Consider the following 12,252-nt stretch of genomic DNA (forward strand, 5'->3'; position numbering starts at 1 on the left):
AAAGCCAGAGATTACGGGCGGTGGCAACGAATCGCCCAACGAAGTTGTCGGACCATGCCGCGCAGCATGGCCAATTCCTCTGGACGCACCAGAGATCGTTGCAGCAGTCCTTTGACTTTGGCCATTCGTGCTCTGGCGGTGTGCTTCAGCAGGAAACCCGCCTCCAAGAGCAAATCTTCCGCGTCATTGAGGCAGTCGATCAGTTGGGTTGGTGCGGCTGTTTCCGCGTCCTGAAGTGTTGCTTTCAGCGGCTCTGAGGATCCTCGACGAACCCGCTCAAGCTCATGCAGCATCACGGCAACCGCATGGGACAAATTCAGCGATGGATAGGCCTCGGTGGAGTGAAGCCGTACGACGCGTTGACTGAGCAGCAGCTCCTCATTGCTGAGACCGCGGTCTTCTCTGCCGAAGACCAGTGCGACTTGCGCTGCTGATTCAAGGCCTTGTTGCACCCAGGGCATGACCTGTTCGGGAGCTTGAAGAGGAATCTCTCCATGCTCGATCCGTCCGCAGCTGGCCACGACGCGCTGACAATCTGCCAAGGCTTCAGGAAGGGTTGGGAAGCGGCGTGCACGGCCCAGAACCGCTCCGCCATGCACAGCCATGCGTTGTGCATCCGGATCAGCAGGATCACAACGTGGAGCAACCAACCTCAGATCCTCAACCCCGAAATTCGCGCAGAGACGAGCCACGCTTCCAATGTTGAGCGGACCGGCCGGCTCCACCAACACCACGGCAAGGCTCACGACGGCATCAGTTCAGGGTGTGCAGGTAGCTCAGCAGATCGGCCATTCCTTCCGGTTCAATCTCAAAGCGTGGCATCGGTGGGGTTTCTCCACTCACGATCTGGTGGATGAGCGAGCGGTCCGGCCGTCGTTCGCTCACGGACTGAAGGGTTGGACCCACCAGCCCTTGACCTGCGATGCCATGACAGCCAGCGCAGTTGATGCGAAACAGCTGCGCCCCATGTTGCACATCCCCATTCAACGCCAGGGTCGCCTTGCTGTAGGGATCCAGACGGGTGCTGAGATAAAACCAGGCCCCTAGAGCTATGGCTGTGATCACAGCCATGACGATCAACGCCGTCACCAAACCACGGCGTCGTTCCGACGTTGCAGCAGTTGATGACGGTGTCGTCACAGTTGCGTCATGTGCATGGAACAATTGTGGTCAATCCTTCCACTCAGCGCGACGCCATGATCGAACCTCTGCTTTGTGGCATCGTTCTTGGTTTGATTCCGATCACGCTTCTCGGGCTGTTTGTTGCGGCGTGGAATCAGTATCGCCGCGGCAGTGCTCTTGGGGGGTGAGAATCAGCAAGCTGCTGGTTCCGTAACGACGTCGGTCGACCTCTCTCCAACCTGAGGGAACCTCTATGACCTCTTTCGTGGCGTACTCACAGACCACGAGACCTCGGTGTCTCACCCAATGACCGCGCTCGAGCATTTCCAGGACTGGTTTGTACAGCCTTGAGGCATAGGGCGGATCGAAATAAACGATTGAGAATCTGAGTTCTCTTTCAGAGCAACCTTGCTTCAGCCAGCTGAGCAAATCTGTCTTGATCACGTCCACCGATGCATCAACGGCATCGATGGAGGCCACCAGTTCGAGATTCTCTCGACAGATCGCTGCAGTGCGCGCATCCTTCTCCACCGCAACCACGTGGGATGCACCTCTCATCAGCGCCTCACAGCCCATCACTCCACTGCCGCTGCAGAGGTCAAGCCAGTGGCAACCTCTGATCTCGGAACTCAATATGTTCATCAGGGCTTCACGCACGCGCGACGTCGTCGGCCGAGTTTCCTGACCTTGAGGGCTACGCAGTCGACGCCCACCAATCAAGCGCAGCTGACCACCTTTCACTGGGGCAACTGAGCGCCGGACTGAAGCCATCCGATCCATTGCTTCAGCAACTGAGCGCCGGCTTTCGCTGATTTCTCAGGGTGAAACTGGCATGCTCCAGTGCGGTGCTTCCAGACCATCGCCGTGGCTTCCCCCTGCCCGAAGGTCACGGTGGCCGCCAGATCAGCCGTCTGGTTGGGGACCGCTGCATACGAGTGCACGAAATACACCCAGGGTTGCTCGTTGCCCTCTGGCAGCAGTGGGCAGGACTGTTGAGGTTTCAGTTGACCCCAGCCCATGTGAGGAATCCGTTCGCCCTGTCGATCCGGGAGGCGTTGAACGCAGCCCTCGAAGAGTCCTAAGCCTTCGGCGCTGCCCTCATCGCTGCCTTCGAACAGAAGCTGCAGGCCCAGGCAAATTCCGAGTAGGGGGCGCATGCTGTTGTGCCAGCTGCGCAGATGTTGCACGAGTCCGGAGGAATGAAGCTTGTCCATTGCCGGATCGAAAGCTCCGACTCCCGGAAGAATTAGCGCATCACAACACTCAAGATCCTGAGGATTCCGTACCTCAACCAAAGGTTGGCCCAATCGATGGAAACTCGTCTGAACGGAATGGAGATTTCCCATCCCGTAGTCGATCAAGCCGATCCTCTGGACCGACTTGGATGAGTGATCAAGGATGTGGTCAGCTGACGAGGTCAGTGGTGGCCTCAGAGGTACTTGGCAATCGTGCCAGAGAGAGTTGCCTTGGGGACGGCTCCAACCACGGTGTCGACTTTCTGACCGCCCTTGAACACCATCAGAGTCGGAATGCTGCGAATGCCGAACTGGCTGGCGACGTTGGGATTTTCATCGGTGTTGAGCTTGAACACCTTGATCTTGCCTTCGAATTCCTTGGCAATTTCATCAACAATTGGAGCCACCATGCGACATGGGCCACACCAGGGGGCCCAGAAATCGACCAGCACGGGGACGTCGCTCTGAAGGACGTCCTGTTCGAAGGAGGCGTCGGTGACAGCGGCAGCGCTGGACATTCAGGATCGGTCGAATTGGGCGAAATTTAGCAACCGTTTCTGAGGTTGCTGCTCAATTCACCAGCTCTTCGCCTGAACTGTGATGGATGAACGAAAGACAGAAAGCCCGAACGCGTCGGGCCAGGGGGTGTGAGGAGTGTGTGAGCCAAGGCTCGCACGGGTTGATTTTACCCACGTCTCAGCAGCATCACGCTTGTCTCGGTGCGAGACAAGCGTTTATTTGCCCATGCCGAGGTGCTGGGCTTTCTGGTACACCTTGCCCTCGGTGAGCAGCGATGGAGCCACGACCACTTCAACTAGCTGCATCTCTTTGATGGTGCGTGCTCCGAGGGTTCCCATGGAGGTCTTCAGGCAGCCCAGCAGGTTGTGGGTTCCGTCATCCAGTTTTGCCGGCCCACGAAGAATGCGTTCCAGGCTTCCTGTGCTTCCGACGTTGATCCGGGTGCCGCGGGGTAGTACCGGACTCGGTGTGGCCATTCCCCAGTGAAAACCACGGCCAGGGGCTTCCTCTGCGCGGGCGATCGGTGAGCCGATCATCACGGCATCAGCTCCACAGGCGATGCATTTGCAGATGTCTCCGCCCGTCACAATGCCGCCGTCGGCGACGATGGGAACGTAGCGATTGCTTTCTTTCTGGTAGTCCTCGCGGGCCGCGGCGCAGTCCGCCACTGCCGTGGCCTGTGGGATGCCAACACCCAGCACACCTCGAGAGGTGCAGGCCGCTCCAGGGCCGATTCCAACCATCACGGCAGCGGCTCCGGCGCGCATCAGCTGAAGAGCGACGTCGTAAGTCACGCAATTGCCAATCACGACGGGAACTCCCAGGTCTCGACAAAGGGCTTCAAGGTCGAGTGTCTCCTGGCCCTCCGGTCCGATGTGATTCGTTGACACCACAGTGGCCTGCACAAAAAAGAGATCGGCCCCTGCCTCGGCGATCGCTTTCCCGAAGCGCAGGGCTGCGACCGGGGTTCCGCTGACAGCGGCGATACCACCCTGGGCCTTGATGGCCTGGATGCGCTTGCGGATCAAGGACTCCTGCACCGGCTGGCTGTAGATCTCCTGCATCAGAGGAACGAACTCGTCCTTGCCGACGGATGCAATGCGATCGAGAACGCTGTTCGGGTCTTCGTAACGGGTCTGGACTCCCTCCAGGTTGATCACACCAAGCGCTCCCAATCTGGAGAGATTGACGGCCATCTCCACATCCACGACGCCATCCATGGCGCTGGCGATGATGGGGATCTCTCGTTCGATTCCTCCGATCGACCAGCTGGTGTTGGTCACCTCCGGATCCACGGTTTTGCCGCCAGGCACCAGTGCGATTTCATCGATGCCATAGGCCCGGCGTACAACCTTGGAGCGTCCGAGCTGAATGTCCACCGCAGGAGCTAACAGAGTCGGATCAAGCTACCAATTGATGCTTCGCGCTTCGTGATGCTTCGGGTCAGGACTTTGAGCCCCCGCGCAAGCTGGTCCAGAGATCATTCACGTTTGCCGAAATCTTTTTCCGCTCTTCTGCGCGGATCAAGCGAGTGGCTGCAAACCAGACGGCATAAAAGGTGCCGACCAGCTGAAACAGTCGAGGAGCCAGTGGAACCGTGGCGATGGCGTCGAGGATTCCTCCATAGATCCTCATCGTCAAGATGACGACAATCAGTCCGCCGAGCAGAAAGAGAGGCTGGCGGAGGCTCTGCCATTGATCTTGAAGGTTGTTGGCCTCAAAGAACTGCTTGATGCGGTTGGACAGCAGATCCCATTCGCCGCCGTCTTCTTCGCTGCTGTCTGCAGATGCCTGAGCTGGAACGCTGATGCGTTCTGCGATCGACGGTGAGGCTGGCGCTGTGACGGGTTGTTCGGCCGGTTCTGGAGCCACTGGTGTCTCAGCAGCAGTTGCCTCAGCAGCAGTTGCCTCAACAGCAGTTGTCTCAACAGCTGGGATGGGCTCCTGCTCGACTCCTCGGTCCGTGATGTCGCCCTGAGCTGAAAGATCCGGATTGATGGATTCGGCAGGAGCTTGCTTTTCGGAGGGCTTGTCGGACGACATCAACTTCAGTCCATGTGGCGAGGCCAAAGGGTAAGGGCCTGATCCGTGATTGATCCCACACAGACAGCAAAAGGTGACGCACCTGGTGTCATCCGATCGCACATCCGCGATAAACTAGTAAGCGATCTACAGGTCTTGTATGGCGGATTCAGTGGGGCCCGGCAGCGGCGGTCCCGGCGATTCCGACGATCGGATCATCCAGACGGACCTGCGCAACGAAATGTCGCGCTCGTACCTCGAGTACGCGATGAGCGTGATCGTCGGCAGAGCTCTGCCTGACGCCCGTGATGGTCTCAAACCTGTCCATCGCAGGATTCTCTATGCGATGTATGAGCTGGGTCTCACCAGCGACCGTCCTTACCGCAAGTGCGCGCGTGTGGTGGGTGAAGTGCTCGGCAAATATCACCCCCACGGGGATACAGCCGTCTACGACGCACTGGTGCGGATGGCCCAGAGCTTCTCCATGTCGATGCCCTTGATCGACGGGCATGGCAATTTCGGCTCGGTGGACAATGATCCGCCAGCCGCCATGCGATACACCGAATCGCGGTTGCAGGCACTCACCACCGACTCCCTGCTCGAAGACATCGAGGCGGAGACCGTCGATTTCATTGACAACTTCGACGGTTCGCAGCAAGAGCCCACGGTTCTGCCATCACGGATCCCTCAGCTGCTGCTCAACGGCTCGGCAGGAATCGCCGTGGGCATGGCGACCAATATCCCTCCTCATAACCTGGGAGAGCTGATCGCTGGTCTTCTGGCCCTGATCGAGAACCCTGAGATCGGCGATCCCGAGCTGATGGCCCTGATCCCAGGCCCGGATTTTCCGACCGGAGGCCAGATCCTGGGTCGCACTGGAATCAAGGAGACCTATCTCAGTGGTCGCGGCTCGGTGACGATGCGCGGCGTGGCCGGGATCGAAACACTCGAGGTACCCGGCCGTCCTGATCGCGATGCCGTGATCATTACCGAACTCCCTTATCAGACCAACAAAGCAGCGCTGATTGAGCGCATCGCCGAGATGGTCAACGACAAGAAACTGGAGGGGATTTCCGATATCCGTGATGAAAGCGATCGCGACGGCATGCGCATCGTTGTGGAGCTTCGCCGCGATGCTTATCCGCAGGTGGTGCTGAACAACCTCTACAAGCTCACGCCTCTGCAGAGCAATTTCAGCGCTTACATGCTCGCCCTTGTGAACGGTGAGCCAATCCTGCTCACCCTGCGCAAGATGCTCGAGGTGTTCCTCGACTTCAGGGTCGAGACGATCGAGCGCCGTACGCGTTACTTGCTGCGAAAGGCAGAGGAACGTGATCACATCCTGCTGGGTCTGCTGCTGGCCCTCGACCAGCTCGATCCGATCATCGCCCTGATCAGGGCTGCCCCCGACACCGCCACAGCGCGTCAGCAGCTGCAGGACCGTCATGGTTTGAGCGATGTTCAGGCGGACGCGATCCTGCAAATGCAGCTGCGGAGACTCACTGCGCTTGAAGCCGACAAGATTCGCTTAGAGCATGAGGATCTGGTCGCCAAGATCGCCGATTACAAAGACATTCTCGGTCGTCGTGAGCGGGTCTTCGGTCTGATCAAGGACGAACTCCATCAGCTCAACGAGCGTCATGCCGTGCCGCGTCGCACGGAGATTCTCGACCTTGGTGGCGGCCTCGAAGACATCGATTTGATCGCGAACGAGCGGTCAGTCGTGCTGGTGACCGAAACGGGTTATCTCAAGCGGATGCCGGTGAGTGAATTTGAAGCCACCAGTCGCGGTACCCGCGGTAAGGCCGGCACCAGAAGCCAGGGTGAAGATGCGGTGAAGCTGTTCATCGGCTGCAACGACCACGACACCCTGTTGTTGTTCAGCGACCGAGGTGTGTCGTATGCCCTGCCGGCGTATCGCGTGCCTCAGTGCAGCCGAACGGCCAAGGGAACACCTGTGGTGCAGTTGCTGCCCATTCCCAGGGAGGAGGCGATCACTTCTCTGCTGGCGGTGTCTGAGTTCAATGACGACACCGATCTGTTGATGCTGACCCAGGGGGGATTCATCAAACGAACCCGGCTGTCGGCGTTCAGCAACATCCGCTCCAACGGTCTGATCGCCATCGGTCTTGAGGATGGTGATGCGCTCACCTGGGTACGGCTCTCCGTGCCCGGAGACAGCGTGCTCATCGGCTCGAAAGCTGGAATGACCATTCATTTCCGCCTCAGCGACGATGAACTGCGCCCTCTGGGCCGCACCGCCCGTGGTGTTCGCTCGATGAATCTGCGCTCAGGAGATGAACTGGTGAGCATGGATGTGCTGCCTGTGGAGCTGGCCGATCAGATCGCTGCAAGCTCCGACGACGGTGATGACGAAGGCACCCCAGCCAGTGAGGGTCCCTGGGTCCTCGTGGCCTCGGCAGCGGGCCTTGGCAAGAGAGTGCCGGTGACGCAATTCCGTCTGCAGAAGCGAGCTGGAATGGGTCTTAGGGCCATGAAATTCCGCACCGATGCTGATCAGCTGGTGGGTCTGAGTGTTCTTGGAGCCGGTGAAGAGTTACTGCTGGTGAGTGAAAAAGGGGTGATCGTCAGAACCAGTGCTGATGCCATTCCTCAGCAATCACGAGCAGCCACGGGCGTTCGCCTTCAGAAGCTCGACAAGGGTGATCACCTCCTCAAGGTCGTGTTGGTTCCACCGGAAGCCGAGTCGCATGAGCTTGATGACGCCTCAGCCGACTCTGATTCCAGTGAGGCTGGCGAGGTCAATGCTGAGAGTGCGCCTGCGGATAGCTGACCTTGGCTCGCTGCGCTGATGTGCTGGTGATTGGCGGCGGTCCAGCCGCCCTCTGCATTGCTTCCGAGCTTCACCAGCGCGGAGTTGCTGTGGAGGGCATTGCTCTCGAGCCCGTGGATGCAGCATGGCCCAACACCTACGGAATCTGGGTCGATGAGTTGAAAGTCCTCGACCTTGAGGATCTGATTGAGCATCGCTGGAGCGACACGGTCAGTTATTTCGGTGAAGGCGGCACAACGGCTCAGGATCAGAGCCATGCTCACGGGATCGACTACGGCTTGTTCGATCGGGCTGCCCTGCAGCGCTATTGGCTCGATCGGGCTCAAGGGGTGACTTGGCATCAGGGCAGTGCTGAAGGGGTAGAGGCTGGCCCTGCGATTACCACGGTGACTTGTTCATCCGGCGAAACGATGCAAGCGCGTTTGGTGATCGATGCCTCCGGCTCGCGTACGCCACACATTCGCCGTCCTGATCAGGGGCCGGTGGCGGGTCAAGCGGCCTATGGCGTGGTGGGTCGTTTCTCTATGCCGCCGATTGAACCGGGCCGCTTTGTGTTGATGGACTATCGCTGTGATCACCTCAGCGGCGAGCAGCGCCTCGAACCACCCACATTTCTCTATGCAATGGATCTGGGCGATGGGGTGTTTTTTGTGGAGGAAACCTCGCTCGCCTTGGCACCCGGCGTTCCTTACGACCTGCTCAAGCGGCGGCTGCAACAACGACTTGATCGTCGGGGAGTTCAGATCACCGAGGTGATCCATGAGGAGTTCTGCCTGTTTCCCATGAATCTGCCGCTGCCCGATCGTAGCCAGCCGGTGCTGGCCTTTGGTGGTGCGGCGAGCATGGTGCATCCGGCATCGGGCTACATGGTGGGCTCGCTGTTGCGTCGTGCTCCAGGGCTGGCTGAAGCTCTGGCGGCCGCTCTGGCCGACCCGTCGCTTGGATCAGTCGATCTTGCCCGGCGAGGCTGGCAGGCGCTCTGGCCAATGGAGCTGGTGCTGCGCCATCAGCTCTATCAATTCGGGCTCGGTCGTTTGATGGGATTCAACGAAAGGCTGCTTCGGACCCATTTCTCCACTTTTTTCTCCCTGGCAAGAGAAGACTGGTTCGGCTTTCTGACCAACACCCTGCCGCTGCCACGCCTGATGGGCGTGATGTTGCGACTGTTTGCCCTGTCCCCGTGGGAACTCAGGCGAGGTCTTGTGCTGGGAGCCGCGCAGCGGCAGGCTCCAGCCTTCAGGCGTTAATGCGGCTCCAGTCAGCCGGCTGAATCAAGGGGAAGAGTGCGTCTTCCTCCTCCAGCTCTTCCAGCCATCCCTCCGGTAGTTGCTCCCGTCGCTCGATTGCGGCGATCAAGCGCCAGAAGCGTTCGAGGTGACGCTCAATGCGCTCTCGGGCCAGTTCCGTTGTGGTGCCTGCCCTGAGAATGAAACTCCAGTCCGAAGACTGAGCTAGCAGCAGTTCCCGCCCGGCCTGATGCAATAGACGAAGATCCAGTTCGCTGCCAACACCGCGGCTGCAGCGATCCACCATGACTCGACCTGCTCGGCTCCATTCAGGAATGATCCAGGCGTTGGTCTCGTTGAGCCAATAATCGTGAAAGCCACCCCTACCCCAGCTGGAGGGGCAGGGATCGCACATCTGAAGATTCGGTTGAGCGTTCAGCACACCACGCAGGCTGGTGAATCGGATGTTCTGTACTGGTGCCTGTCGAAACAGTTCGGCCAAAAACCCTGGACCTTCAAACCACCAGTGGCCGAAAAGCTCGGCATCAAAGGGAGCAACGAGCAGAGGTTCGATGGCCATCCCGTCGCTGAGCTTGTCGAGCTGCCGCCGACGGCCCTCCAGAAAATGCTGGGCATGGTCACGGGTGCGCGCTAGAGCCCGTTCGGGCTGATAGGGCTGCTTGCCATCCAGGCCGCCTGCAGGATCGCTGACGCGGTGCAATTTCAGTCCCAACGGACGCTGGGCTGGCAGACCCATGGCTTCAATCTGTTCTGCTGGCAAATCCCAACCCAGATCTCGGTGAAATTCCCGATACCAGGGATCGCCTGGATAGCCATCCTTTGCTGACCAGACTGGAAGAGTGGCATCACTGTCGCGACCGAAGAAGGCCACTCCCTGACGGCTCACAATCGGCGCATACACCCCATAACGCGGGCGGGGTTGGGCATGCAGAAGTCCGTGGCCATCGAGAACGGCGTAGCGCAGTCCTGCATCGCGCATCCAGCGATCCAGTCCTTCGTAGTAAGCGCATTCGGGCAGCCAGATGCCAAGAGGCCTTTCTCCCAGCAATCTGTGGTGCTCTCTAACGGCAGTTCGCAACTGAGCACGCACAACCTCTGGGTGCTCTCTCAGCAGAGGTAAATACCCATGGGTCGCACCACAGGTGAGCAGATCGAGAACGCCCTGGCGCTGGAGTTCTGAGAAGCGCGGAATCAGGTTGCCATCACAGCGATGCCAGGCTGCGAGGTGGCGCTGGAAGCTGCTGGTTAGATGCTCCGCTGCTGCTCGTCGGTCAGCCGGGGCATGCTGCAACAGGTTGAGTCGCGCTTGAATCCAGGCGGGAAAACGCTGTCTGAGAGTGGGATCCGCGAGGAGTGACAGCAGGGTCGGCGACAGCCCCATGGTCAGCTGTGGGCTCTGCTTCGGATCGGCAGCAGCTCGCTCGAGCGTCTCCAGCAGGGGCAGATAGCACTCGATCAGAGCCTGGAAGAACCAGTCCTCTTCAAGCGAGTGAGCTTCTGCGCCCCGGACGAACGGCAGATGGGCGTGCAGAACAAGAGCCAGTGCCCCGTTGGCCACTTTTCCGTCCCATCAATCGTGTGAATGTACCGGGATTCCGGGCGGGTTCTACAAGATTGCCACTGGCTGACTCGCTTAGAGTGGGCTTACCCATAGTCATTCCGACTAAATCGCGTCGAGGCTTTTGCCATGGCCCACGACCCAGGCCGCGTTTTGATCTTCGACACCACCCTCAGGGATGGTGAACAATCACCGGGTGCCAGTCTCAACCTGGAGGAGAAACTGGCGATCGCGCAGCAGCTGGCCAGACTGGGCGTCGATGTGATTGAAGCGGGTTTTCCCTTTGCGAGCCCTGGGGACTTCGCAGCTGTCCAGCGCATTGCCCAGCAGGTCGGTGGAGAACACGGGCCAGTGATCTGCGGGCTGTCGCGGGCGTCGAAAGGCGACATCAAGGCCTGCGCGGAAGCGGTGGCTCCGGCACCACGGAGACGGATTCACACGTTCATCGCAACCAGCGATATTCACCTTGAGCACAAGCTGCGCAAAAGTCGTAAGGAGGTGCTGGCCATCGTCCCGGACATGGTGGCTTACGCCCATTCCCTGGTCGATGACGTTGAGTTCTCCTGCGAAGACGCAGGACGCAGTGACCCTGAATTTCTTTACGAAGTCATTGAGGCAGCGATCGCTGCCGGCGCCACCACCATCAATATTCCTGACACGGTCGGTTACACCACTCCAACTGAGTTCGGAGAGCTGATCGCGGGCATTGATCGTCATGTTCCCAACATGGGCGAGGCGGTGTTGTCCGTTCATGGACACAACGATCTTGGTCTTGCCGTCGCCAACTTTCTGGAGGCTGTCAAGAACGGTGCGCGACAGCTCGAATGCACGATCAATGGCATTGGTGAGCGAGCCGGTAATGCTGCTCTTGAGGAACTGGTCATGGCGTTGCATGTGCGCCGCCGTTATTTCAATCCCTTCTTTGGCCGAGATGCGGACTCACCGACTCCACTCACGGCGGTGCGCACTGAGGAGATCACCAAAACCTCACGTCTGGTTTCCAATCTCACCGGCATGGTGGTGCAGCCCAACAAGGCGATCGTGGGCGCGAACGCTTTTGCCCATGAATCGGGGATCCACCAGGACGGTGTTCTCAAGAACCGGCTGACTTACGAAATTGTCGACGCCCGCACGGTCGGGCTCAGTGATAACCGCATTTCCCTTGGCAAGCTCAGTGGTCGCAGTGCGGTTCGAGCGCGTCTGGAAGAGTTGGGCTACGACCTCAGCCGTGAGGATCTCGATGATGCCTTCGCTCGCTTCAAGGACCTTGCCGATCGCAAGCGCGAAATCACCGATCGTGACCTTGAAGCCATTGTCAGTGAGCAGGTTCAGCAGCCGGAGGCTCGCTATCAGCTGAAGCTGGTGCAGGTGAGTTGCGGCAGCAGCCTCAGCCCTACCGCCACGGTCACCTTGGCGGATGAGGATGGCAAGGAGCAGACCATGGCATCCATCGGCACTGGTCCAGTCGATGCCGTGTGCCAAGCACTCAACGGTCTGGCCGGTGTGCCCAACGAACTGGTGGAGTTCTCCGTGAAATCTGTGACTGAAGGCATTGATGCCATCGGTGAGGTGACCATCAGGCTGCGCCGCGATGGTGAGTTGTATTCAGGCCATTCCGCCGATACGGACGTGGTTGTGGCTGCGGCTCAGGCCTTCGTTAATGCTCTGAATCGTCTGGTTGCTGGGTCTGCACAACCGGCCTTGCATCCCCAGAGGGACACCGCTCCTCTGGATGCCCGCCCCACCCTCTGATCT

The 12,252-nt window shown here is 59.2% G+C and carries 11 protein-coding genes and 1 pseudogene; 4 read left to right on the forward strand and 8 right to left on the reverse strand.

The features are described from left to right. Positions 1-11 precede the first annotated feature (11 nt). On the reverse strand, positions 12-746 hold the full coding sequence (locus SynMITS9220_RS04380) for an RNA methyltransferase (protein ID WP_186991004.1): 735 nt from the start codon (positions 744-746) through the stop codon (positions 12-14). A gap of 7 nt (positions 747-753) precedes the next feature. Further along, positions 754-1,140: a cytochrome c gene (locus SynMITS9220_RS04385; protein WP_186991007.1), complete on the reverse strand. Its 387-nt coding sequence runs from the start codon at positions 1,138-1,140 to the stop codon at positions 754-756. Between the two features lie 56 nt (positions 1,141-1,196). On the opposite strand from SynMITS9220_RS04385, the gene petG reads away from it, so the two are divergent. Continuing rightward, positions 1,197-1,310, forward strand: coding sequence for a cytochrome b6-f complex subunit V (petG, locus tag SynMITS9220_RS13320; RefSeq protein WP_074160777.1), 114 nt, complete (start codon positions 1,197-1,199; stop codon positions 1,308-1,310). 13 nt (positions 1,311-1,323) lie between these two features. Here petG and rsmD read toward each other — a convergent pair. The 5 genes and pseudogenes from rsmD to SynMITS9220_RS04410 form a co-directional block, all read right to left on the reverse strand. Further along, positions 1,324-1,902: pseudogene (rsmD, locus tag SynMITS9220_RS04390) on the reverse strand (16S rRNA (guanine(966)-N(2))-methyltransferase RsmD); the annotation flags it as partial. Continuing rightward, positions 1,860-2,522, reverse strand: a complete 663-nt coding sequence (gene hisH / locus SynMITS9220_RS04395; RefSeq protein ID WP_255483275.1) for an imidazole glycerol phosphate synthase subunit HisH — start codon at positions 2,520-2,522, stop codon at positions 1,860-1,862. The gene hisH and the pseudogene rsmD, both read right to left, overlap by 43 nt. Positions 2,523-2,551: 29 nt before the next feature. Next, a complete protein-coding gene (gene trxA / locus SynMITS9220_RS04400) occupies positions 2,552-2,875 on the reverse strand; it encodes a thioredoxin (protein ID WP_066909933.1) in 324 nt (107 codons plus the stop codon). Positions 2,876-3,091: 216 nt separating this feature from the next. Next, on the reverse strand, positions 3,092-4,255 hold the full coding sequence (locus SynMITS9220_RS04405; protein ID WP_186991012.1) for a GuaB3 family IMP dehydrogenase-related protein: 1,164 nt from the start codon (positions 4,253-4,255) through the stop codon (positions 3,092-3,094). A 64-nt stretch (positions 4,256-4,319) separates the two neighbouring features. Continuing rightward, positions 4,320-4,919 (reverse strand): CAAD domain-containing protein, encoded by a 600-nt coding sequence (locus tag SynMITS9220_RS04410; protein WP_186991013.1) that lies wholly within the window; start codon positions 4,917-4,919, stop codon positions 4,320-4,322. Positions 4,920-5,058: 139 nt separating this feature from the next. Here SynMITS9220_RS04410 and gyrA point away from each other — a divergent pair, with 139 nt between their 5' ends. Next, positions 5,059-7,692 (forward strand): DNA gyrase subunit A, encoded by a 2,634-nt coding sequence (gene gyrA, locus SynMITS9220_RS04415; protein WP_186991015.1) that lies wholly within the window; start codon positions 5,059-5,061, stop codon positions 7,690-7,692. Positions 7,693-7,694: 2 nt separating this feature from the next. After that, a complete protein-coding gene (crtL, locus tag SynMITS9220_RS04420; RefSeq protein ID WP_186991017.1) occupies positions 7,695-8,939 on the forward strand; it encodes a lycopene beta cyclase in 1,245 nt (414 codons plus the stop codon). Here crtL and SynMITS9220_RS04425 read toward each other — a convergent pair. Then, complete coding sequence (locus tag SynMITS9220_RS04425) at positions 8,929-10,497, reverse strand: glycoside hydrolase family 57 protein (protein ID WP_186991019.1); 1,569 nt, start codon at positions 10,495-10,497, stop codon at positions 8,929-8,931. The two genes, crtL and SynMITS9220_RS04425, sit on opposite strands and share 11 nt — an antisense overlap. A gap of 129 nt (positions 10,498-10,626) precedes the next feature. On the opposite strand from SynMITS9220_RS04425, the gene SynMITS9220_RS04430 reads away from it, so the two are divergent. Further along, on the forward strand, positions 10,627-12,249 hold the full coding sequence (locus tag SynMITS9220_RS04430) for a 2-isopropylmalate synthase (protein ID WP_186991021.1): 1,623 nt from the start codon (positions 10,627-10,629) through the stop codon (positions 12,247-12,249). Positions 12,250-12,252 lie beyond the last annotated feature (3 nt).

The sequence above is a fragment of the Synechococcus sp. MIT S9220 genome (genome assembly GCF_014304815.1).
GTDB lineage: Bacteria > Cyanobacteriota > Cyanobacteriia > PCC-6307 > Cyanobiaceae > Synechococcus_C.

Bases quoted from the DNA above. Each gene is read 5' to 3' on its own strand.
- petG (WP_074160777.1), top strand. From the start codon at position 1,197: ATGATCGAACCTCTGCTTTGTGGCATCGTTCTTGGTTTGATTCCGATC.
- trxA (WP_066909933.1), bottom strand. From the start codon at position 2,875: ATGTCCAGCGCTGCCGCTGTCACCGACGCCTCCTTCGAACAGGACGTC.
- SynMITS9220_RS04410 (WP_186991013.1), bottom strand. From the start codon at position 4,919: ATGTCGTCCGACAAGCCCTCCGAAAAGCAAGCTCCTGCCGAATCCATC.
- gyrA (WP_186991015.1), top strand. From the start codon at position 5,059: ATGGCGGATTCAGTGGGGCCCGGCAGCGGCGGTCCCGGCGATTCCGAC.
- SynMITS9220_RS04430 (WP_186991021.1), top strand. From the start codon at position 10,627: ATGGCCCACGACCCAGGCCGCGTTTTGATCTTCGACACCACCCTCAGG.